Genomic DNA, 23,188 nt, shown 5'->3' with positions numbered 1-23,188 from the left:
GCACGGCTCTGACCTGTGGAGATCTCATGTCCACCCGCCCCTCAGCGACCCGTCGCACCGTCCTTCGCGGGGCCGCTCTCACCCCGGTCGCCGGGTTGGGCCTCGCGGCCTGTTCGCCGGGGGGCGGCGCGACGCCCACCACGCCCACCGCGCCGGTCACGCTGGGAGCCGAGAGCGAGGTCCCCAAGGGCGGCGCGAAGCTGTACCAGGACCAGAACGTCGTGGTCAGCCGTGCCGAGGACGGTTCCCTGAAGGCGTACAGCTCGCTGTGCACGCACGCCGGGTGCGCCATCAACAAACTCTCGGGCACGACGCTCGTCTGCCCTTGTCACGGCAGCCGGTTCGACGCCAGCACGGGCAAGGTCACACAGTCTCCTGCTGTCGCGCCGCTGCAGGAGCTGTCCGTCGAGGTGAAGGACGGCAGGATCGTGGCGGGTCCCCCCGTGGCCTGACGGTTCACGGGCCACCGCTCACTCCCACTCCCACCCGATCCCCACGATCCCCGACCGCACCCGTGGCTCCACCAGGTGCACCGAGCGGTGGCGTCCGCTCAGCGCGAGCTCCTGCCGGCCGCTGCGCGGGGCGGCAGCGGAGTGCTGGGTGAACCGGTGGCAGCGCACCGGCAGCGCCTCCTCGTCGAAGCGCACCTGGAGCGCGTACTGGCCGCCCGCGAAACCGAACCCGCGCAGGTACTCGCACGACGCGCCCGCGGTGCCGTCCTCGAAGCCGTAGCGGAAGAGGAAGGTGTCGCCGTTGCGCAGCCGCGTGTCGAAGAGGAACTCGGCGACCAGGATGCCGGTGTCGTGATGCCACCGCACGCGCCCCGTGCGGCAGTTCTCCGTCGCGTGCACGGTGATCCGCTCCGGGGCGCAGCCCAGATCGCCGTGGTGGACGGCCATATAGCGGTCCACACCATCCCTGTGGGCGCGCACTATGTGGTGCGATTCGTGGGCCAGCAGTTCGCGGCGCGCCCCGATGCGGACGTGCTCGTGGTGGCCGATCGTGTGCAGGCCGCCGTCGAGACCGGACCCCAGCTCGGCGAGGAGCCGTTCCAGCACCCCCGACGCCTCCACCAGGGAGCGGTACGAGCGGCCTGGAGGACGGTCCGGTCCGGGGTGCTTGTCGGCTGTGGCCAGCAGCCGGATCAGGGACTCGTCCGGAAGCTGGAGGATCTCCTCCAGGGCACGTACGGCACGTAGGGACTCCGGCCGCTGCGGGCGGCGGGCACCTTGCTGCCAGTAGCTCAGGCTCGTCACGCCGACCCTGACCCCGTACCGCGACAGATGGTGCTGCACACGCTGCAGCGGCAGGCCCCGGGCGGCGATGGCGGCGCGCAGCGCGACGTGGAAGGGCCCGCCGCGCAGGGCCTCCTCCAACTCCGCTGGGACGACGTCCGCATGCTGTGTGCCGTGCCGCATACAGGGGCCTTTCTGTGATCTTGACGACGGCTGGTCAGACCGTTGGCATGGAGTGTCACCGGGAGGCCCGAGGGGGGTGCGGGGTCGTTCACAAACGAACCTCGCCGGTCACAGCCCGAAGTTCCACCGCATTGAAGCGTGTTGACCAAGCCCCGACAACACCTGATGCCCAACCTCCTGACTTCACTCCCGGTGATCGCCGTCGCGGGGCAGGGGCCCGGGACCGCGCAGGGCGCGCGCTTCCACGGGGGCGCGGGCGCGCGACGTGCGCCGGGAGGCCGCGTGCTCGGCGCTCGCGGGGCCGGACGGGCTCGGACGGGCTCGGACGGGGGCGGTGCCGGGGCGATGCCGGGGCGGTGCCGGGCCGCGGGCGACCCGGGCCCCGGGACCTCCTGGTGCGGGGCCCCACCCGGCCGCCGCGCCGGAGATCCGGTACCCGGCCGGCCCCGTGCCAGGGCCCCCGTGCCAGGGACTCCGTGCCAGGGACTCCGTGCCACGGTCCCGGGGCCGGCCGGACACGCTGCGGCCTGCCCGCCTGCCCGCCTGCCCGCCTGCCCGCCTGCCCGCCTGCCCGCCTGCCCGCCCGACCCCCGGCGCACGTCGCCTTCGACGTCCCCCGTGGACCCCGCCGGGCCCTGTCCGCACACGCGCCGCGCTGTCGGTTCCCGACAGTAGGGTGTGAGACATGGCCGACCCCTCCAGCTACCGCCCCAGGCCGGGAGAGATCCCGGACTCGCCCGGGGTCTACAGGTTCCGGGACGAGCACCGCCGGGTGATCTACGTCGGAAAGGCGAAGAGCCTGCGCCAGCGCCTGGCGAATTACTTCCAGGACCTGGCGAACCTCCACCCGCGCACCCGCACCATGGTCACCACGGCCGCGTCCGTGGAGTGGACGGTCGTGTCCACCGAGGTCGAGGCCCTGCAGCTGGAGTACACCTGGATCAAGGAGTTCGACCCCCGGTTCAACGTCAAGTACCGCGACGACAAGAGCTACCCGTACCTCGCGGTGACGATGAACGAGGAGTTCCCGCGTGTGCAGGTGATGCGCGGCCAGAAGCGCAAGGGCGTGCGCTACTTCGGGCCGTACGGGCACGCCTGGGCGATCCGCGACACGGTCGACCTGCTGCTGCGCGTCTTCCCGGTGCGCACCTGCTCGGCCGGCGTCTTCAAGAACGCCGCGCGCACCGGCCGCCCCTGCCTGCTCGGCTACATCGGCAAGTGCTCCGCGCCCTGCGTCGGCCGGATCCCGCCCGAGGACCACCGCGAACTGGCCGAGGACTTCTGCGACTTCATGGCGGGCCGCACGGGGACGTATCTCCGTCGTCTGGAGAAGCAGATGATGCAGGCGGCCGGGGAGATGGAGTACGAGCGGGCCGCCCGCCTGCGTGACGACATCGAGGCACTGAAGAAGGCCATGGAGAAGAGCGCGGTCGTGCTCACCGACGCGACCGACGCCGACCTCGTCGCCGTCGCCGAGGACGAGCTGGAGGCGGCCGTGCAGATCTTCCATGTGCGCGGCGGACGCGTGCGCGGCCAGCGCGGCTGGGTCACCGACAAGGTGGAGGACGTCACCGCCGCCGCCCTCGTCGAGCACGCCCTCCAGCAGCTGTACGGAGAGGAGACGGGGGACTCCGTGCCCAAGGAGGTCCTCGTCCCGGCGCTGCCCGACCCCATAGAGCCCGTCCAGGACTGGCTCACCGGCCGCCGCGGGTCGAACGTGTCGCTGCGCATCCCGCAGCGCGGCGACAAGAAGGCCCTGATGGAGACGGTGCAGCGCAACGCCCAGCAGGCGCTCGCGCTCCACAAGACCAAGCGCGCCTCCGACCTGACGACCCGCTCGCGCGCGCTGGAGGAGATCGCCGGGGCCCTCGGCCTGGACAGCGCCCCGCTCAGGATCGAGTGCTACGACATCTCGCACCTCCAGGGTGAGGACGTCGTGGCCTCCATGGTCGTCTTCGAGGACGGGCTGCAGCGCAAGAGCGAGTACCGCCGCTTCCAGATCAAGGGCTTCGAGGGTCAGGACGACGTCCGGTCCATGCACGAGGTGATCACCCGCCGCTTCAGGCGCTACCTCGCCGAGAAGGAGAAGACGGGGGAGTGGGCCGACGGTGAGCCGGCCGTGGAGGACGACGGACGGCCGAAGCGGTTCGCCTACCCGCCGCAGCTCGTCGTCGTCGACGGCGGGCAGCCGCAGGTCGCGGCCGCCCGGAGGGCCCTGGACGAGCTCGGCATCGACGACATCGCCGTGTGCGGCCTCGCCAAGCGGCTGGAGGAGGTCTGGCTGCCCGGCGAGGACGACCCGGTGGTGCTGCCCCGCACCAGCGAGGGCCTCTATCTGCTGCAGCGCGTCCGCGACGAGGCCCACCGCTTCGCGATCACCTATCAGCGCAGCAAGCGGACCAGGCGCCTGAGGTCCAGCCCCCTGGACGAGGTGCCGGGGCTCGGAGACACGCGCAAACGGGCGCTTATCAAGCACTTCGGCTCGGTGAAGAAGCTGCGATCCGCGACAATCGACCAGATTCAGGAGGTTCCCGGCATCGGCCGCAAGACGGCCGAGACGATCGCCGTGGCCCTTGCCCAGGCGGCCCCGGCCGCGCCCGCCGTGAACACGGCGACTGGAGAGATCATGGAAGAGGAGGAACCCGTGACGACGGCGGGTTCCCCCGGGGAGCCCGTGCCCGCGGGGGCCCCGGACGAACGACGGGGGCAGGAGACATGACCGAGCACGACCAGCACGCGGAAGAACGCACAGCGCAGGACCGGTCCACCCGCACGGAGACGGACCAGGACCGGGCGCGGCAGCAGACGGCCCAGGACAACGGAGCACAGGTGGGTACGGGCACCGAAACGGCCGGGGTCCCCGAGGCGGCCATCCCCGAGCTGGTGATCATCTCCGGCATGTCCGGCGCCGGCCGTTCGACGGCCGCCAAGTGCCTGGAGGACCTCGGCTGGTTCGTCGTCGACAACCTGCCGCCCGCGCTGATCCCCACCATGGTGGAGCTGGGCGCGCGCTCCCAGGGGAACGTCGCGCGGATCGCGGTCGTCGTCGATGTCCGCGGCCGGCGCTTCTTCGACAACCTCCGGGAGTCCCTGGCCGACCTGGAGACGAAGAACGTCACCCGGCGGATCGTCTTCCTGGAGTCCTCCGACGAGGCCCTGGTGCGCCGCTTCGAGTCCGTCCGCCGGCCGCACCCGCTCCAGGGCGACGGACGCATCGTCGACGGCATCGCCGCCGAGCGCGAACTGCTGCGCGAGCTGCGCGGCGACGCCGACCTCGTGATCGACACCTCCAGCCTCAACGTGCACGAGCTGCGGGCCAAGATGGACGCCCAGTTCGCCGGCGAGGAGGAGCCGGAGCTGAGGGCCACCGTCATGTCCTTCGGCTTCAAGTACGGCCTTCCCGTCGACGCCGACCTCGTCGTGGACATGCGCTTCCTGCCGAACCCGCACTGGGTGCCGGAGCTGCGCCCCTACACCGGACTCAACGAGGAGGTCGCGGCGTACGTCTTCAACCAGCCGGGCGCCAAGGAGTTCCTCGACCGCTACGCCGAACTGCTGCAGTTGGTCGCAGCCGGCTACCGCCGAGAGGGCAAGCGTTATGTGACCATCGCGGTGGGCTGCACCGGTGGCAAGCACCGCTCCGTCGCCATGTCCGAGAAGCTCGCCGCCCGCCTGGCCGCCGAAGGTGTGGAGACCGTGGTCGTGCACCGGGACATGGGGCGCGAGTGACCGGACGTACTCTGCGGCTGAGCAGGCTGCGCCGGGTGGTGCCCGAGGGCCGCGGCGGCCGGGCGCGCCGCCGCGGCGCCCAGCCGAAGGTGGTCGCCCTCGGCGGCGGCATGGGGCTGTCCGCCTCGCTCGCCGCGCTGCGCCGGATCACCGGTGACCTCACCGCGGTCGTCACCGTCGCCGACGACGGCGGCTCCAGCGGCCGGCTGCGCGACGAACTCGGCGTGCTCCCGCCCGGCGACCTGCGCAAGGCGCTGGCCGCGCTGTGCGGGGACGACGACTGGGGCCAGACCTGGTCCAGGGTCATCCAGCACCGCTTCCAGTCCCAGGGCGACCTGCACGACCACGCCGTCGGCAACCTGCTGATCGTGGCCCTGTGGGAGCAACTCGGAGACCATGTGCAGGCGCTGGACCTGGTCGGCAGGCTCCTGGGCGCACACGGCCGCGTCCTGCCCATGTCCGCCGTCCCCCTGGAGCTCCAGGCGCTCGTCAAGGGCCATGACCCGGAGCACCCGGACGAGATCGGCACCGTACGGGGGCAGGCGACGGTCGCGCTCACCCGCGGCGAGGTGCAGTCGGTCCACCTGGTGCCGAACGACCCGCCCGCCGTGCCCGAGGCCGTCGCCGCGGTCCTGGACGCCGACTGGGTGGTGCTCGGCCCCGGATCCTGGTTCTCCTCGGTCATTCCGCATCTGCTGGTGCCCGAACTGCTGGACGCCCTCACCGAGACGAAGGCACGCCGGGTACTCTCCCTGAACCTCGCCCCGCAGCCCGGAGAGACCGAGGGCTTCTCCCCGCAGCGTCATTTGGAGGTTTTGGGACGACACGCCCCTAAACTCGCCCTGGACGTAGTGCTGGCCGACGAGGCCGCCGTGCCCGATCGCGCCTTGCTCAACGAGGCCGCCCAGCGGTTCGGCGCCGCGGTCGAGCTGGCGCCGGTGGCCCGTACCGACGGAACCCCGCGGCACGACCCGGAGCTGTTGGCCGCCGCGTACGACCGTATTTTTCGGATGCATGGAAGGATCGGCCCATGGCGATGACGGCAGCGGTGAAGGACGAGATCTCCCGGCTACCCGTCACGCGGACCTGCTGCAGAAAGTCGGAGGTCTCGGCGATCCTGCGGTTCGCGGGCGGGCTGCACCTGGTCAGCGGCCGCATCGTGATCGAGGCGGAGCTGGACACGGCGATGGCGGCCAGGCGTCTCAAGCGGGACATCCTGGAGATCTTCGGGCATGGTTCCGAGCTGATCGTGATGGCGCCGGGCGGTCTGCGCCGCGGCTCCCGCTATGTGGTGCGCGTGGTCGCGGGCGGTGACCAGCTGGCCCGTCAGACGGGCCTCGTCGACGGGCGGGGCCGCCCGATCCGCGGCCTGCCCCCGCAGGTGGTCTCGGGGGCCACCTGCGACGCCGAGGCGGCCTGGCGCGGCGCGTTCCTGGCGCACGGCTCGCTGACGGAACCGGGCCGCTCGTCCTCCCTGGAGGTGACCTGCCCGGGCCCGGAGGCCGCACTCGCCCTGGTCGGCGCCGCCCGCCGCCTGTCGATCGCGGCGAAGGCGCGCGAGGTACGGGGCGTGGACCGGGTGGTGGTGCGGGACGGGGACGCGATCGGCGCTCTGCTCACCCGCCTCGGCGCACACGAGTCCGTGCTGGCCTGGGAGGAGCGGCGGATGCGCCGCGAGGTCCGCGCCACGGCCAACCGCCTCGCCAACTTCGACGACGCCAATCTGCGCCGGTCGGCGCGCGCGGCCGTCGCCGCCGGCGCGCGGGTCGCCCGCGCACTGGAGATCCTCGGCGACGAGGTGCCCGAGCACCTCGCGGCCGCGGGGCGCCTGCGGATGGAGCACAAGCAGGCATCCCTGGAGGAACTGGGCGCCCTCGCCGATCCGCCGCTGACCAAGGACGCGGTCGCGGGCCGTATCCGCCGACTGCTGGCGATGGCGGACAAGCGTGCCGCGGACCTCGGTATCCCGGGTACGGAGTCCAACCTCACGGAGGAGATGGCGGACAACCTGGCGGGGTGAGGCAGGAGGTCTCAATACGCCGGTGCGGACGCTCATATGGAGCATCGCACCGGCGTTGCGCCGTCCATGGAGCGACCTTGACCCGATCATGAATCGTCATGAACCTGGCATTTGCTCGCCGTCGTGGCGAATCACCGCTAGGGGGGCCATGAGGCACGGAGCGAGATCGATCCTCGCTGTCGGCGCGCTCCTGCTCGGCGGGGCGGGTTCGCTGCCCGTCGCCCAGGCGCAGACGGGCGGTTCCGCCCGGCCCGCCGCGGACGGGGACACGGAAGTCAGGGTCTTCCGCGCGGAGGTCACCCGGAAGCAGTTACCCCTGCTGTTCGAGGCCGGACAGGACGCAACTGAACTCGGCGCGCAGGTGACCGGCAGCGGCAGGACAGCCGTCGAGGCCTATCTGACCGGCCCGCAGGCCCAGAAGCTCCAGAAGCAGGGTGTCGCCCTCACCGAGCGCACCCTCTCGGCCCGGGCCGAGAGGCGGGTCACGAACGCGGCCCAGGGAGTGTTCCGTCCATACGGCGCAAAGGGCGGCCTGAAGGAGGAGATCGTCCGGACCGGCAGGGCCCACCCCGGCCTCACCGTCGTCTCCATCGGCAGGACCGTCGACGGCCAGGACATCCTCGCAATCAAACTGACCAGGAACGCGCGGACCTCGGGGGACGGTTCCAAGCCCTCCGTGCTGTACGTGTCCAACCAGCACGCCCGTGAGTGGATCACGCCGGAGATGACCCGCCGGCTGATGCACCACTACCTGGACCACTACGCCACCGACCGGCGCATCAAGAAGATCGTCGACTCGACCGAGCTGTGGTTCGTCCTCTCGGCCAACCCGGACGGCTACGACTACACCTTCAAGGGCGCCGGCACCCGTCTGTGGCGCAAGAACCTGCGCGACGTCGACGGCGACGGCGCCATCACCGTCGCCGACGGCGTCGACCTCAACCGCAACTTCGCCTACAAGTGGGGCTACGACGACGAGGGTTCCTCTCCGCTCCCCACCAGCGAGACCTATAGAGGGCCCGGCCCGGAGTCGGAGCCGGAGACCCGGGCGCTCGACAACCTGGAGAAGCGCATCGGGTTCACGTACGGCATCAACTACCACTCCGCCGCCGAACTCCTGCTCTACGGCGTCGGCTGGCAGGTCGCCACGCCGACCCCGGACGACGTGCTCTACGAGGCTCTCGCCGGCACCCCCGACAACCCGGCCGTTCCCGGCTATCACTCCCAGGTCTCCTCGGAGCTGTACACCACCAACGGTGAGGCCGACGGCCACGCGTCGAACGTCAACGGCATGGCGATGTTCACGCCCGAGATGTCGACCTGTCAGACCGCCTCGGACAGCGACCCGAACGACGCCTGGAACGCGGCCGACTGCCAGTCGGTCTTCAACTTCCCCGACGACGAGAAGCTGATCGAGCGGGAGTTCGAGAAGAACATCCCGTTCGCCCTCTCCGTCGCCGAGACGGCGTCCCACCCCGACCGGCCGTCCTCCCCGGTCGGCATCGACGCGCCGGACTTCACCCCGGCCGCGTTCCCGGCGTCGTACGCGCGCGGGGCGGACCAGGAGGTCTCGGTCGTCGCGCGCAAGTCGCTACGCCACAAGGGGCTCCGGTACCGGATCGACGGCGGCCCCGTCCGAGAGCGGACGCTCAGGCCCTGGAAGGGCGGCACGACGTACGGGGGTGGCGACAACCTCTACTTCGACGAGTACCGTGCCGCGGTCGAGGGGGCCGACCCGGGCGACAGGGTGGAGGTCTGGTTCACGGGCCGCACCCGGAGCGGCGGGGCGACCTCCAGTGCTCACTTCACCTACACCGTGGCCGAGCGGCCCGCGGCCGACACCCTGGTGGTCGCCGAGGAGGGTGCCGAGGCCGCGTGGGCGCAGACCTACGTCGACGCCCTGAGGGCGGCCGGCCGCAGAGCCGCCGTCTGGGACGTCGCCACCCAGGGCGCGCCCGACGCGCTCGGGGTGCTCGACCACTTCAGGACCGTCGTCCACTACTCGGGCGTGAACGGTCCCGGCAACCCCACCCAACTCCAGCTGCGCGCCTTCCTCAACGAGGGCGGCCGCCTGATCGAGGCGGGGGAGCAGGCCGGCGGCAGCGTCGACCTCGGCGACGGCACCCCCTCGGACGACTTCGGCCAGTACTACCTGGGCGCCTACTCGCGCACGTCGACCCTGGGGGCCACCGGCTTCACCGGGTCCGGCGGGCTCGACGGCCTCACCGCGGTGCTGGCCGGCGCGCCCGGCAACCCGCTGGACAAGGCGGGCTCCTACGGCGTGACCTCGGACGAGCTGGCCGTCGGCACGTACCCCCAGTTCGCGAGCGCGGGGGCGGGCCGGTTCACCGGGACGGCCAACCCGTACGAGCCCTACGCGGGCTCGTACATGGCCGCGGCCGCGCACACCGACAACGCCTACAAGCGGCTCACCCGCACGATCGACCTCACCCGGGTGAGCGCGGCCGACAAGCCCACGCTGCGCGCCCAGCTGCTGTGGGACACCGAGCCCGGATACGACCACGCCGTGGTGGAGGCCCACACGGCCGGGGCCGACGACTGGACCACGCTGCCGGAGGCCGGCGGCGCCACCCGGGACGCCGTGCCGACGGACTGCGAGGCCCAATTCCTCATCGGCGAACACCCCTGGCTCAAGCACTACCTGACCGTGGCGGCGAGCGGCTGCGCCGCGACCGGCACCACCGGCGCCTGGCACAGCCTCACCGGTGCCTCGGACGGCTGGCAGCAGGTGAACTTCGACCTGAGCGCGTACGCGGGGAAGAAGGCCGAGATCTCGCTGAGCTGCATCACCGACCCGGGCACCGGCGGCCACGGCCTCCTCGTCGACGACGCCTCCCTCGTCGTCGGCGGCACGGCCACGGAGACCGAGGGCTTCGAGGCGTCCCTGGGCGCGTGGAGCGTGGCCGGGCCGCCCGCGGGGAGCCCGGCCGTCCTCAAGGACTTCTCACGCACAAGGGAGTTGTTCACGACCTACGGTGCGGTCACCACGGACCGCACCGTGCTGCTGGGCTTCGGACTGGAGCAGGCCGCCTCGGCGGCCGACCGGTCGGCACTGGTCCGGAAGGCGCTCGCCGCGCTCGGCGGCTGACCCCGGGCGGTCAACGGCGGGTGGCTCCCTGTCGCCGGAAGGAGTGATGGGGTCGTTGGACCCGGGCGGAAGGAGTGATGGGGCCGTTGGGCCCGGGCGGTCCGTACCCCTACCGGTGGGTACGGGCCGCACTGCCGGGTACGGGCCGTATGGATGTCACTTCGGGGGCCTCAGCGGGGTAGGGTCGTAGGCGGTCGGGGACATCACATCCAGCTCGCCGGCGTCGACAGCCGGCGTACCAACGAGGAGATCGGTTCGTGACGATCCGCGTAGGCATCAACGGCTTCGGCCGCATCGGTCGTAACTACTTCCGCGCGCTGCTGGAACAGGGTGCAGACATCGAGATCGTGGCTGTCAACGACCTCGGTGACACCGCGACCACCGCTCACCTGCTGAAGTACGACACGATCCTTGGCCGCCTCAAGCAGGAGGTCTCCCACACCGCCGACACGATCACCGTCGACGGCAAGACCATCAAGGTCCTCTCCGAGCGCAACCCCGCCGACATCCCGTGGGGTGAGCTGGGCGTCGACATCGTCATCGAGTCGACGGGCATCTTCACGAAGAAGGACGACGCCGCCAAGCACCTCGCCGGTGGTGCGAAGAAGGTCATCATCTCGGCTCCGGCCAAGGATGAGGACGTCACCATCGTCATGGGTGTCAACCAGGACCAGTACGACCCGGCGAACCACCACGTCATCTCCAACGCCTCCTGCACCACCAACTGCGTGGCGCCGATGGCGAAGGTGCTCGACGAGAACTTCGGCATCGTCAAGGGCCTGATGACCACGGTGCACGCGTACACGAACGACCAGCGCATCCTGGACTTCCCGCACAAGGACCTGCGCCGGGCGCGTGCCGCGGCCGAGAACATCATTCCGACCACCACCGGTGCCGCGAAGGCCACCGCCCTGGTCCTGCCGCAGCTCAAGGGCAAGCTGGACGGCATCGCCATGCGCGTCCCGGTCCCGACCGGCTCCGTCACCGACCTGGTCGTCGAGCTCAGCCGTGAGGTCACCAAGGAAGAGGTCAACGCCGCCTTCCAGAAGGCCGCCGAGGGTGAGCTCAAGGGCCTCCTCGACTACACCGAGGACCCGATCGTGTCCTCCGACATCGTCAGCGCCCCGGTGTCCTGCACCTTCGACTCCTCCCTGACCATGGTCCAGGAGGGCAAGAACGTGAAGGTCATCGGCTGGTACGACAACGAGTGGGGCTACTCCAACCGCCTCGTCGACCTGACCGTCTTCGTCGGCAGCCAGCTCTGATCGCCGAAACAGGCACGTCGATGTGAGAACAGGGCTCGGGCAGCGCACCGTCGCGCCGCCCGGGCCCTGACTCGCGTACAGCGAGCCCCGGCTCGCGTGCCGACCGATCGGCCCTCGTACGATCAAGAGCCCTTCCCCTGGAGCAACCCTTATGAAGACGATCGACGAACTCCTCTCCGAAGGAGTGGACACCAAGCGGGTCTTCGTCCGCGCCGACCTGAACGTCCCGCTGGCGGACGGCGCCATCACCGACGACGGCCGTATCCGCGCGGTCCTGCCCACCGTGAAGGCCCTCGCCGACGCGGGCGCGAGGGTGATCGTGGCCTCGCACCTGGGCCGCCCCAAGGGCGCCCCGGACCCGGCCTTCTCGCTGCGGCCGGCCGCCGAACGCCTCGGTGAACTGCTGGGCGCGCCCGTGGCGTTCGCCCAGGACACCGTCGGCCCCGCCGCCCACGACGCCGTGGACGGCCTGCGGCCCGGCCAGGTCGCGGTCATCGAGAACCTGCGCTTCAACCCCGGCGAGACCTCCAAGGACGACGCCGAGCGCGGCGAGTTCGCCGGCCGGCTCGCCGCCCTCGCCGACGTGTACGTGGGCGACGGCTTCGGCGCCGTGCACCGCAAGCACGCCTCCGTGTACGATCTGCCGGCCCGTCTGCCGCACTACGTCGGCTCCCTCATCGCCACCGAGGTCGGCGTACTGAAGAAGCTCACCGAGGACGTCCGGCGGCCGTACGTCGTCGCGCTGGGCGGCGCCAAGGTCTCCGACAAGCTGGCCGTCATCGACGAGCTGCTCGGCAAGGCGGACCGGCTGCTCATCGGCGGCGGCATGGCCTACACCTTCCTCAAGGCCAAGGGCTACGAGGTCGGCAGGTCCCTTCTCCAGGAGGACCAGATCCCGGCCGTCACCGAGTACATCGCGCGGGCCGAGAAGACCGGCGTCGAGCTGGTGCTGCCCGTCGACGCGCTGGTCTCGCACGACTTCCCGGACCTGAGGGCCAAGGCCCCGGCGCACCCGACGGTGGTTGCCGCCGACTCCATTCCGGCCGACCAGGAGGGCCTGGACATCGGTCCGGAGACCCGCAAGCTGTACGCCTCGAAGCTCGCCGACGCGGCCACCGTCTTCTGGAACGGTCCCATGGGCGTCTTCGAGCACCCCGACTACGCCGAGGGCACCAGGGCCGTCGCCCAGGCGCTCGTCGACTCCCCGGGCTACACCGTGGTCGGCGGCGGCGACTCCGCCGCGGCCGTCCGCATCCTGGGCTTCGACGAGTCGGCATTCGGCCACATCTCGACCGGCGGTGGCGCCTCCCTCGAATACCTCGAGGGCAAGACGCTCCCCGGCCTCGCCGCACTGGAGGACTGAACCTCGATGAGCACTCGCATGCCGCTGATGGCGGGCAACTGGAAGATGAACCTCAACCACCTCGAGGCCATCGCCCACGTCCAGAAGCTCGCCTTCGCCCTGGCGGACAAGGACTACGAGGCCGTCGAGGTCGCCGTCCTGCCGCCCTTCACCGACCTGCGCTCCGTGCAGACCCTGGTCGACGGCGACAAGCTCAGGATCAAGTACGGCGCCCAGGACCTCTCGGCGCACGACTCCGGCGCCTACACCGGCGAGATCTCCGGCCCGCTGCTGGCCAAGCTGAAGTGCACGTATGTGGTCATCGGGCACTCCGAGCGGCGGCAGTACCACCGGGAGACCGACGAGCTCGTGAACGCCAAGGTCAAGGCCGCCTTCAAACACGGCCTGACCCCGATCATGTGCGTGGGCGAGGAACTGGAGGTCCGCGACGCGGGCAACCACGTCACGCACACGCTCGCCCAGGTCGAGGGCGGTCTGAAGGACCTGCCGGCCGAGCAGGTCGAGTCGATCGTGATCGCGTACGAGCCCGTCTGGGCCATCGGCACCGGCAAGGTCTGCGGTGCCGACGACGCGCAGGAGGTCTGTGCGGCCGTCCGAGGCAAGATCGCCGAGCTGTACACACAGGACGTGGCCGACAAGGTCCGGATCCAGTACGGCGGCTCGGTGAAGGCCGGGAACGTCGCCGAGATCATGGCCAAGCCGGACATCGACGGTGCCCTGGTCGGCGGCGCCTCACTGGATGCCGACGAGTTCGTCAGGATCGTCCGCTTCCGCGATCAGTGAGTGTGACGTAGGCGCGATACGTCGTACTCTTGCGGGGCCGGTACTCAGCCCGTGGAACGTGAAGTTTCAACAAGAGGTCCGGCCCCGTCGTCCATCCGACTCCGAGGAAGTTGGTCCAGCCGTGGTTTTGGGGTTCTCGATCGCCCTGATCGTCTTCAGCCTGCTGCTGATGCTGCTCGTGCTGATGCACAAGGGGAAGGGCGGCGGCCTCTCCGACATGTTCGGTGGCGGCATGCAGTCCTCCGTCGGCGGCTCCTCGGTCGCCGAGCGCAACCTCGACCGGATCACCATCGTGGTCGGTCTGCTCTGGTTTGCGTGCATCGTGGTGCTCGGCATTCTGATGAAGATCAACAAGTAGGGTCTGCCGTATCACGGCAAACCTCACATTGAGTACGTGGCGCCCCATGTTCGGTACGGGTCTTCGGACGCGGCCTATCATGGGGCGTGCGTCTGGGGGCGGGGGTAACTCCCATCACTGGACGCGCGTTGGGCCTTACGTAGACTGATGCGCTCGCAGCGAAACGAAACGCCGACTCGCTTCGCGGCACCATTACGCAGGGAGTTACGACCGTGGCAAGTGGCAACGCGATCCGAGGAAGCCGGGTCGGGGCGGGGCCGATGGGCGAGGCCGAGCGCGGCGAGTCCGCGCCGCGTCTGCGCGTCTCCTTCTGGTGCTCCAACGGGCACGAGACGCAGCCGAGCTTCGCCAGCGACGCGCAGGTTCCCGACACCTGGGACTGCCCGCGCTGCGGCTTTCCGGCCGGACAGGACCGGGACAACCCGCCGGACCCTCCGCGCACCGAGCCCTACAAGACGCACCTCGCCTATGTGCGGGAGCGGCGCAGCGACGCGGACGGCGAGGCGATCCTCGCGGAGGCGCTCGCCAAACTGCGGGGCGAAATCTAGACGTTGCGATCCGGCCGGACACCGAAGGGTGGCTGGCCGCAGCCGCTTTCCGGGCCCGATGACGGCCGCTTCGCGCCGACTGTCAGTGCCGCCCCCTACGGTGTGCATCGACGCATCGTGAGGGGGAGCCGTGGCGACGATCGAGACCGTGGGTGTCCGTGCGCCCGGGTGGCGCGGGGGATTCGGGCGGCTGTGGACCGCCGCCGTGGTCTCCCGGTTCGGGGACGCCTTACGGACCGCCGCGCTGCCCCTGCTCGCCGTACGCCTCACGGACGACCCGCTCGCCGTCGCCTCCGTCACCGCCTGCGGCTACGTCCCCTGGCTGCTCTTCGGTCTGCTCGGCGGGGCCGTGGCGGACCGGGTCGACCAGCGGCGGGCGATGTGGGCCGTGGACACCGTGCGCGGCCTGGTCGTGGCCTGTTTCGCGCTGGCCGTCGCGCTGGGGCACGCGTCGGTCCCGCTGCTGCTCGCCCTGGCCTTCTCGCTCACCAGCCTCCAGACGCTCTTCGACAACGCCTCCACGGCGCTGCTGCCCTCCCTGGTGGACCCTGAGGCCCTGGGCGGCGCCAATGCCCGGCTGATGACCGGGCAGCAGGTCGCGGGCGGCCTGCTCGCGGGCCCTTGTGTGCCGCTGCTGCTGGCGGCCGGGGCGTACATGCCGTTCGCGGCCGACGCCGGTACGTACCTGCTGGCCGCCGCCCTCGTGGCCTCCCTGCGGACACGACCGCCCGAGCGGGAGCCGAGCCCGGCCGGCAGCACCCTCCGGGCCGAGATCGGCGACGGGCTGCGGGCGCTGCGGCGCGACCGGGTGCTGCGGGCGGTGTGCGCCGCCACCCTGCTGTGCAACATCGGGATGGGTGCCCTGATCGGGACGCTGGTGCTGCAGGTGACGGGCTGGCTGCACGCGGGCAGCGCGGGATACGCGGCCGCGATGACGGCGTACGCGGCGGGCAGCCTCGCCGGCGGCTTCCTGGCCCAGCGGATCGCACGCCGTACCGGACGGGCCCGCGCCCTGCTCGTGGCCGGGAGCGTCCAGACGTCGTCCCTGCTGCTCATGGGAACCGTGCGGCACCTCGGCGCGCTGCTGGCGGGCATGCTGCTGCTGGGCGCCATGGGCATGGTGTGGAACGTCAACCAGATCACACTGATGCAGAGCCGCAGCCCCGCCTCCATGGTGGGCCGCATCGCCTCCGCGTTCCGCACCGCCTCGACCTCGGGAGCCCCGCTCGGCGCCCTCCTCGGCGGGGCCGTGGCGCGGATGTACGGGCTCAACGGGCCCGCGCTGCTGACGGCCGTCCTCTTCGCACTCGCCGTCACCTCGTTGATAACCGCGCGCGAGCCGGACGTACCTGTGGGTGCGCCGCGGGCCGGCGCGACGACGGGTCGCCCCACGCCCTGATCAACTAGGTTGGGTCGGCAGCGGGGCGAGGTACGCAGCAGTACAGGCGAGGAAGAAGGCTGAAGTCCGAGATGAACGCAGACAGCCGTACCAGGCTCGACCGGACGCCCGAGTGGACCGCTCTGGCCGAGCACCGCGAGGAACTCGGCGAGGTGCACCTGCGCGACCTGTTCGCGGCTGAGCCCGGGCGTGGCAGCGGGTACGTCCTGCAGGTCGGGGACCTCCACGTCGACTACTCCAAGCACCTGGTCACCGACGAGACGCTGCGGCTGCTGCGCGAGCTGGCGGCCGCGAGGGACGTCGTCGGCCTCCGGGACGCCATGCTGCGCGGTGACAGGATCAACACGACCGAGAACCGCGCGGTCCTGCACACCGCGCTGCGCGCCCCGCGGAACGCGGTGATCGAGGTGGACGGGGAGAACGTCGTGCCCCGGGTGCACGCCGTGCTCGACAAGATGGCCGGCTTCGCCGGCCGGATCCGCTCGGGGGAGTGGACCGGGCACACCGGCAGGCGCATCAAGAACGTGATCAACGTCGGCATCGGCGGCTCCGACCTGGGCCCGGCGATGGCCTACGAGGCGCTGCGCTCCTGCACCGACCGCGATCTGACGGTCCGTTTCGTGTCGAACGTGGACGGCGCCGACCTGTACGAGGCCGTACGGGACCTGGACGCGGCCGAGACGCTGTTCGTCATCGCCTCGAAGACGTTCACGACGATCGAGACGATCACCAACGCGACCTCGGCCCGCGCCTGGCTGCTCGACCAGCTGAAGGCCGGCCAGGAGGCGGTCGCCCGGCACTTCGTCGCCCTGTCGACGAACGCCGGGAAGGTCGCCGAGTTCGGCATCGACCCGGACAACATGTTCGAGTTCTGGGACTGGGTGGGCGGCCGCTACTCGTACGACTCGGCGATCGGCCTGTCTCTGATGATCGCCATCGGCCCCGACCGCTTCCGGGAGATGCTCGACGGCTTCCGCATCGTCGACGAGCACTTCCGCACCGCGCCCGCCGAGTCCAATGTGCCGCTGCTGCTGGGCCTGCTGGGCATCTGGTACGGCAACTTCCACGACGCCCAGTCGCACGCCGTCCTGCCGTACTCGCACTACCTGTCCAGGTTCACCGCCTATCTCCAGCAGCTGGACATGGAGTCCAACGGCAAGTCGGTGGACCGCGACGGGCACCCGGTGGAGTGGCAGACCGGGCCCGTGGTGTGGGGCACCCCGGGCACCAACGGGCAGCACGCCTATTACCAGCTCATCCACCAGGGCACCAAACTGATCCCGGCCGACTTCATCGGCTTCGCCGAACCGGTCGCCGACCTCGCCCCCGGACTGGTCGCCCAGCACGACCTGCTGATGGCCAACTTCTTCGCCCAGACCCAGGCGCTGGCCTTCGGCAAGACCCCGGACGAGGTGCGCGCCGAGGGCGTGCCCGAGGAACTGGTGGCGCACAAGACGTTCAGGGGCAACCACCCGACGACCACGATCCTCGCCAGGGAACTCACCCCGTCGGTGCTCGGCCAGCTCATCGCCCTCTACGAGCACAAGGTGTTCGTTCAGGGCGCGATCTGGCACATCGACTCCTTCGACCAGTGGGGCGTCGAACTCGGCAAGGTCCTCGCCAAGCGGATCGAGCCCGCGCTGACCGATGGCACCGACATCCCGGGCCTCGACGAGTCCACCAAGGCCCTCGTCGCCAAGTACCGCGCGCTGCGCGGCCGTTAGCGGTCACGGCATGGGGGAGGCGGACGGCAGGGGGCTGTCCGCCTCCGTAGACTTCCCCGGCGATCACGACGGCTGACGGGGGAGCGGAAGTGGCCGGTCCGCGCGGGCGATGGCTTGGCGAGAGGCTGACGCCGAGCGCCGGTGCGGTCGCGGCCGTACGGCAATCCGTACGCGCCGGGTCCGGCCCATCCGCACGGCCAGGGCGCCCCCTACGGCCATCCGCAGCCCCCGGCGCCACCGTCCCGTACGATCCGCGGCCGCCGTACCTGCCCCAGAACGGCACGGCCCCGGCCCCCACGCCGGCTGATCCGCGGCGGCCGGCCTCGGGTCCGCCGGATCGCCACACTCAGGCCACCACACTCAGGCCACCGCGCTCAGGGTGTCCGCGAGCCGGCGCCGTGCCGAGCGGGCCGCGGGCAGGGCGGCGAGGGCGGCGGCGCCCAGCACGGCGGCGGCCCCGAACAGCAGCAGCAGGACCGGGGACGGCCCCTGGGCCAGCCCCGCGCCGATACCGCTGGAGCGGCCCTGGGCGTCGATCAGCCAGTGGGCGAGAGGGATCCCGAGCGCCACACCGACGGCGACCGAGGCCAGCGCGGTGCAGGCGGTGGACATGACGGTGATCGCGGTGATCTGCCGCGGGGACAGACCGATCGCCTTGAGGGCGAGCAGATCCCGCTCGCCCTCGCGGACGGTGCCGCCGATCGCGGTCAGCAGCTCGATCAGCCCGATGAGCGCGAGGACGGCGATCAGCCCCGCGACGACTCCGCGCAGCGGCGACAGCCCGTCCGCCGGATTCGTCACGGGATGCACGTCGAGGCGCCCGTGGGCGGCCGCGGCCAGCTCGCCGGCGACCTCGTGCGGATCGGCGCCCGGCCGCAGCCGCAGCTGGTAGAGGGTGGGACGCAGCCGGGGGTCGTTCTCGCGGAGGGTGTCGAGCGAGGTGGAGATGACCCGCCCGGCGTTCTCCGGCTCGATGCTGCGGCCCACGATGTGCAGGATCTGCGGCTGGTCGCCCACCGTCATGCGCACCCAGTCGCCGACGCCCACATGCAGCAGGTCGAGCAGCCCCTGGCCGGCCACCGCCTCGTCGGGACCCAGCGGGGCGCGTCCGTCGGCCAGGGCGTAGGGGTAGGGGTCCTGGCGGGTGCCCAGGCCGCGCAGGGCGATCGTTGCCGTCTGGCCCGGCACGAGGGCCGCCACCTCGACCCCCGGGTAGGCCGCGGCGACCTGCGGACTGCCGGCCAGCAGGGAACGGGTGGCCGTGTCACCGAGACCGCCGTCGGGGCGCACGGTGAGGGCGGCCGGCAGACCGACCTGCTCGGGACTGCGGTGGAAGCGGTCGATGGTGGTCCACGCGCTCATCGCCACCACGATCAGCAGCAGCGGCAGCGCCAGCCGGGCGACCGTGGCCAGCGAACGGGGACGACGCGTGAACGCCTGGTGCCAGCCCAGGACCAGCGCGGGCGGCAGCCGCAGACCGAGGGCCCTGCGCGCCACACCCGACAGACGCCCGCCGACCGGTGCCGTGGGCCGCGGCACCGGCACCGGAGGCACCCGCCCCGCCCGCCAGGCCGCGAGCCCCGTGGTCGCGGCGATGAACAGCACGGCTCCCACCGGCACCGCGAACAGCGCCACCGTGTGGTCCGGCAGCCCCTGCCACACTCCGACCGCGTCGCCGAGCCGCCCCGGGATCCGGCGGCCCAGACCCTGCGTGACGGCAGCGGCGGCCACCGCGCCCAGCAGTGCGTAGGCGACGTGCTGGAGCAGGAAGATCCGCACGACCTGGCCGGGAGTGAAACCGATCGCCTTCAGCACCGAGATGTCCCGCAGATGCCCGCGGATGCGGGTGCCGATGGCCCCGTGCACCGCGAATGCGGCGGCGATCAGTGAGCCCAGGCCGAACAGGCCCAGCACCTGGCCCAGCAGCCGGTTGTCGCCCTGTGCCTCGGACCGGGCCTGCCGCCAGGTGGAGACCTCGTCGACCGCGCCGGCGCCCAGCAGGGTCACGGCCCGCTGGACTGCGTAGTCGGTGTCGCCGGGGTCGGTCAGACGCAGCCCGGTCACCTGGCCGCCGGGGTTGCGCACGGCGGACGGCAGCGCCCAGACGAGCCCCGGCTGTTCCCCGGGGCTGTAGCGGGGCTCGGCGCTGTCGGCGATGCCGAGGACGGTCAGGGTCCGGGCCGTGCCGGGCAGCGTCAGTGTGTCGCCGGGCTCGGCCAGCAGTGCCCGGGCGAGCCGGCTCTCCAAAACCACGCCATTGGGGTGGGCGGGGTCGAGCCAGCGGCCGGAGGTGAGCAGGGGGCGGCCGACGGAGGGCGGACGGGGGGTGCCGCGCAGTTCGACGGAGGCGCGGGTGCCCCGTGAGACGACCGTGGTGGACTCGGTGGGGTAGGGGCCGGCGACGGCCTCGACGCTGTCCAGGACGGTGAGCCGGCGGGTGTCGGCCGAGGGGCCGGTGTGGATCCAGACGTGGGCGCCGTGTGCCTGAGCGAAGACCCGCTGCCAGGGGTTGGTCGCATAGCCGAACAGGGCTGTGGCCAGCAGCAGTGAGGCGACGACGCCGGCGGTGGCGAGCACGATGAACAGCGCCTCGCCACGGTGCGTCCGCAGATCGGAGTGCGCCCAGCGCAGGGTGGCTCGCACCGGCCTCAGCCCCTCGGCCCGCGCGGGGCGCGGCGGGGGCGCGGCGCGAGTTCCGGCCGCCCCGTGCGGCGGTCCGTCGGCAGCTGGTCGTCCACCGCAGTCAGTCCTTCAGCTCCAGCACACCCGAGATCCCCGGACCCCGCGACGGCCTGCCGTCCAGCTCCGCGTCGTCGGCGATCCGGCCGTCGAAGAAGCTGATCACCCGGTCCGCGGCGCTCGCCAGCCGGGCGTCATGGGTGACGAGCAGAATGGTCTGGCCCCGCTGGTGGAAGCGGGAGAGCAGCCGCATCACCTCGCGGGTGCCCTTGCTGTCGAGGCTGCCCGCGGGCTCGTCGGCGAGCAGCAGCGGCGGATGGTTCACCAGAGCCCTGGCCAGCGCGACCCGCTGCTGCTCGCCACCGGACAGCTCGCCCGGCATGCTGCGCTCCTTGCCCTCCAGACCCAGCTCGGCCAGCAGTTCCCGCCGCTCGGACCGCGCCTGCCGGGGCGACCGGCCGGCAAGCAGCGCGGGCAGTTCGACGTTGTCCGAGACCGGGAGGTTGGAAACCAGGTTGAAGAACTGGAAGACGATCCCGATGCGCTTTCTGCGCTCCACGGCCCAGCGCGCCTCGGTGTAGGAGTCGGTGCACTCGCCGTCCAGCCAGATGCTGCCGCGGTCCGGCCGCTGCAGGCCGCCCAGCAAGTGCAGCAGCGTCGACTTCCCTGCGCCGGACGGGCCGGTGACGGCCACGAACTCGCCTCGCGTCACGCGCAGGTCGACGCCGCGCACCGCGTGCGCCGGCGCGCCCTCGCCGTAGTGGGTCTTGACGAGCCCCTCGGCCCGCAGCAGAGGAGCGGGGCTGCGGCTCACTCCGGCTCCTCCAGTTCCTCCTGGCACCGCTCCAGCCAGTCCAGGTCGGCCTGCAGATGCAGCATCGCGCCCTCGATCAGCAGGTGGGCGATCCGGTTGTCGCGGTCTTCGGCGGCGGCCAGTTTCGACAGGTTGCGCATGGTGTTGAGGTACTGGCGCCGCTGCTTGTTGATCAGGGCGATCTGGTCGGCGAGACCGGTCCGCGGGGCGAGGGCGAGCTTCATGAAGAACTCGTCGCGTACCCGGGGCTCGTCCGCCGTCTCCTCGAACCAGGCGCGCAGCGCCTCCCGCCCGGCGTCGGTGAGGTGGTAGATCTTCTTGTTGGGCCGGCTGGACTGCTCGACCTCCTCGCCCTCGATCAGTCCGGACTTCTCGAGGCGGCCGAGGGTGACGTAGATCTGGCCGACGTTGGGCTGAGGGTACGCGGAGCCCAGCAGTTGCTCAAGGTCCTGCTTGAGCTCGTAGCCGTGGGCCGGGCCGCGCGAGAGGAGAGCCAGGAGAGCCAGGCGCACTCGTGCTGTCCTCCTCGCGTCCTCGTCATGTGCTCCAGGCCCTAGTATCGCCCATACCTAACGGGTATACATGGCCCTGACTTCGGGCGAGGGTGCCCGGTGCCGGTGTACGGGGAGGAACCTATGCGGTGGATGCGCGCCGCCGGTAGGGGCCTTCTTGTCCTTGCTGTGGTCATGACCGGTTACATGGCCTCGGGCGCCCGCGCCGACGAGGGGGCCGTGCACGGCCGGGGCCCGCTCACCCTGGCGACCGCGGGCGACCTCACCGGCTACCTCGGCCCGCTGCTGGAGGGCTGGAACCGCACCCATCCCGGCGAGCGGGTCACCCTCGTCGAACTGCCGGACTCCGCCGACGAGACCCATGCGCAGATGACCACCGATCTCCGGGGCGGGGACCGCGGCCGCTTCGACGTCCTCAACATCGATGTCGCCTGGACCTCCGAGTTCGCGGCGGCCGGCTGGATACGGCCGCTGCCGCGCGACCGCTTCCCGCTGAAGAGCTTCCTGCCGCCGGTCGTGGGCACGGCGACCTACGACGGCCGGCTGTACGCGGTGCCGTACGTGACCAACGCCGGTCTGCTGCTCTACCGCAAGGACGTCCTCGCCGAGGAGGGCGTGCGGCCGCCGCGCACCTGGGCCGAACTGGAGCGCGACGCGAAGACGATCGCCCCGAAGTACGGACTCGGCGGCTACGCGGGCCAGTTCCTGCCGTACGAGGGCCTCACCGTCAACGCGGCGGAGGCGGTGTACTCGGCGGGCGGCACCATCCTCGGCGACGAGGGCGAGCGCGTCACGGTGAACTCGGCGGCGGCCCGCGAGGGCATCGGGTTCCTCGCCCGGGGCGTGCGCGAGGGCTGGATACCCAAGGCGGCGCTGACGTACAAGGAGGAGGAGTCCAAGCAGGCGTTCCAGGACGGCCGTCTGCTCTTCCTGCGCAACTGGCCCTACGCGTACGTCGTCGCCTCCGCCAGGGGATCCGCGGTGGCCGGCAAGGTCGGCGCCGTGCCGCTGCCGGGTCCGAGCGGGCCGGGGACCAGCGTCCTGGGCGGCTCCAACCTGGCGGTCAACACCCATGCGCGGCACCCCGATTCGGCCGCACGGCTGATCGCGTACCTCACCAGCGAGCGCGTCCAGCGCCAGGTGCTCACCCGCGGCGCGCTGCCCCCCGTGCGGGCCGCGCTGTACGACGATCCCGAGCTGGTGCGGGAGTTCCCGTACCTGCCGACCCTGCGTGCGAGCGTCCTCGCGGCCGCCCCGCGTCCGAAGAGCCCGCGCTACGACCAGGTCAGCCTGGCGGTACAGGCGGTCGTGCACGACGCGCTCACCGGGCACGAGACGCCCGAGTCGGCGGTACGGCGGCTGGCGCGCGAGCTTGCGTCGATCTCTCACCGCTAGCTTCACCGACCTTTCTCCCCTAGTTACATGTTAGGTAGCGAGGGCATCTCTCTGCGGCGTGAAGTACCCCGA

The 23,188-nt window shown here is 71.5% G+C and carries 18 protein-coding genes; 14 read left to right on the top strand and 4 right to left on the bottom strand.

Annotated elements, in window-relative coordinates:
- Window positions 1-26 precede the first annotated feature (26 nt).
- The gene (locus ACFSL4_RS17025; RefSeq protein WP_381083370.1) at window positions 27-452 is read left to right on the top strand and encodes a Rieske (2Fe-2S) protein; all 426 of its coding nucleotides are present in this window, start codon (window positions 27-29) and stop codon (window positions 450-452) included.
- 18 nt (window positions 453-470) lie between these two features.
- On the opposite strand, the gene ACFSL4_RS17020 is transcribed toward ACFSL4_RS17025, so the two are convergent.
- Window positions 471-1,418, bottom strand: coding sequence for a hypothetical protein (locus ACFSL4_RS17020; RefSeq protein WP_381083368.1), 948 nt, complete (start codon window positions 1,416-1,418; stop codon window positions 471-473).
- A gap of 685 nt (window positions 1,419-2,103) precedes the next feature.
- On the opposite strand from ACFSL4_RS17020, the gene uvrC reads away from it, so the two are divergent.
- The 12 genes from uvrC to pgi all read left to right on the top strand — a co-directional run bounded on the left by uvrC (window position 2,104) and on the right by pgi (window position 17,716).
- The gene (gene uvrC, locus ACFSL4_RS17015; RefSeq protein WP_381083366.1) at window positions 2,104-4,137 is read left to right on the top strand and encodes an excinuclease ABC subunit UvrC; all 2,034 of its coding nucleotides are present in this window, start codon (window positions 2,104-2,106) and stop codon (window positions 4,135-4,137) included.
- The gene (gene rapZ / locus ACFSL4_RS17010) at window positions 4,134-5,147 is read left to right on the top strand and encodes an RNase adapter RapZ (protein WP_381083364.1); all 1,014 of its coding nucleotides are present in this window, start codon (window positions 4,134-4,136) and stop codon (window positions 5,145-5,147) included. The genes uvrC and rapZ overlap by 4 nt, the downstream gene beginning before the upstream one ends.
- Window positions 5,144-6,187 carry a gluconeogenesis factor YvcK family protein gene (locus ACFSL4_RS17005; RefSeq protein WP_381083362.1) on the top strand — a complete coding sequence of 348 codons (1,044 nt, stop codon included), beginning with the start codon at window positions 5,144-5,146 and terminating at the stop codon, window positions 6,185-6,187. The genes rapZ and ACFSL4_RS17005 overlap by 4 nt, the downstream gene beginning before the upstream one ends.
- A complete protein-coding gene (gene whiA, locus ACFSL4_RS17000) occupies window positions 6,178-7,167 on the top strand; it encodes a DNA-binding protein WhiA (protein ID WP_381083360.1) in 990 nt (329 codons plus the stop codon). The genes ACFSL4_RS17005 and whiA overlap by 10 nt, the downstream gene beginning before the upstream one ends.
- A gap of 148 nt (window positions 7,168-7,315) precedes the next feature.
- Window positions 7,316-10,276: a M14 family metallopeptidase gene (locus tag ACFSL4_RS16995; protein WP_381083358.1), complete on the top strand. Its 2,961-nt coding sequence runs from the start codon at window positions 7,316-7,318 to the stop codon at window positions 10,274-10,276.
- A 257-nt stretch (window positions 10,277-10,533) separates the two neighbouring features.
- A complete protein-coding gene (gap, locus tag ACFSL4_RS16990; RefSeq protein WP_381083356.1) occupies window positions 10,534-11,541 on the top strand; it encodes a type I glyceraldehyde-3-phosphate dehydrogenase in 1,008 nt (335 codons plus the stop codon).
- Window positions 11,542-11,692: 151 nt separating this feature from the next.
- Window positions 11,693-12,904, top strand: coding sequence for a phosphoglycerate kinase (locus ACFSL4_RS16985; protein ID WP_381083354.1), 1,212 nt, complete (start codon window positions 11,693-11,695; stop codon window positions 12,902-12,904).
- Between the two features lie 6 nt (window positions 12,905-12,910).
- Window positions 12,911-13,687, top strand: coding sequence for a triose-phosphate isomerase (gene tpiA / locus ACFSL4_RS16980; RefSeq protein ID WP_381083352.1), 777 nt, complete (start codon window positions 12,911-12,913; stop codon window positions 13,685-13,687).
- Window positions 13,688-13,808: 121 nt separating this feature from the next.
- Entirely contained in the window at window positions 13,809-14,045 is a 237-nt protein-coding gene (gene secG, locus ACFSL4_RS16975) for a preprotein translocase subunit SecG (protein WP_381083350.1), read from the top strand.
- 212 nt (window positions 14,046-14,257) lie between these two features.
- The gene (locus ACFSL4_RS16970) at window positions 14,258-14,593 is read left to right on the top strand and encodes an RNA polymerase-binding protein RbpA (RefSeq protein ID WP_078066843.1); all 336 of its coding nucleotides are present in this window, start codon (window positions 14,258-14,260) and stop codon (window positions 14,591-14,593) included.
- A gap of 130 nt (window positions 14,594-14,723) precedes the next feature.
- Window positions 14,724-15,992: an MFS transporter gene (locus tag ACFSL4_RS16965; protein ID WP_381083347.1), complete on the top strand. Its 1,269-nt coding sequence runs from the start codon at window positions 14,724-14,726 to the stop codon at window positions 15,990-15,992.
- Between the two features lie 71 nt (window positions 15,993-16,063).
- Window positions 16,064-17,716, top strand: coding sequence for a glucose-6-phosphate isomerase (gene pgi / locus ACFSL4_RS16960; protein WP_381083345.1), 1,653 nt, complete (start codon window positions 16,064-16,066; stop codon window positions 17,714-17,716).
- A gap of 360 nt (window positions 17,717-18,076) precedes the next feature.
- Here the strand turns inward: pgi and ACFSL4_RS16955 are convergent, their stop codons facing one another.
- The 3 genes from ACFSL4_RS16955 to ACFSL4_RS16945 form a co-directional block, all read right to left on the bottom strand.
- Window positions 18,077-20,359, bottom strand: a complete 2,283-nt coding sequence (locus tag ACFSL4_RS16955) for an ABC transporter permease (protein WP_381083343.1) — start codon at window positions 20,357-20,359, stop codon at window positions 18,077-18,079.
- Window positions 20,360-20,459: 100 nt separating this feature from the next.
- Window positions 20,460-21,209 (bottom strand): ABC transporter ATP-binding protein, encoded by a 750-nt coding sequence (locus ACFSL4_RS16950; protein ID WP_381083341.1) that lies wholly within the window; start codon window positions 21,207-21,209, stop codon window positions 20,460-20,462.
- Complete coding sequence (locus tag ACFSL4_RS16945; protein ID WP_381083339.1) at window positions 21,206-21,721, bottom strand: PadR family transcriptional regulator; 516 nt, start codon at window positions 21,719-21,721, stop codon at window positions 21,206-21,208. Before ACFSL4_RS16945 ends, ACFSL4_RS16950 begins: the two co-directional genes overlap by 4 nt.
- 123 nt (window positions 21,722-21,844) lie before the next feature.
- On the opposite strand from ACFSL4_RS16945, the gene ACFSL4_RS16940 reads away from it, so the two are divergent.
- The gene (locus tag ACFSL4_RS16940) at window positions 21,845-23,116 is read left to right on the top strand and encodes an ABC transporter substrate-binding protein (RefSeq protein ID WP_381083337.1); all 1,272 of its coding nucleotides are present in this window, start codon (window positions 21,845-21,847) and stop codon (window positions 23,114-23,116) included.
- Window positions 23,117-23,188: the final 72 nt, after the last annotated feature.

It is taken from the genome of Streptomyces caeni (assembly GCF_042678285.1).
In the GTDB taxonomy this organism is placed as follows: Bacteria; Actinomycetota; Actinomycetes; order Streptomycetales; family Streptomycetaceae; genus Streptomyces; species Streptomyces caeni.
Note: the sequence above shows the minus strand (reverse complement) of the source record. Positions and strands in the feature narration are given on the sequence as shown.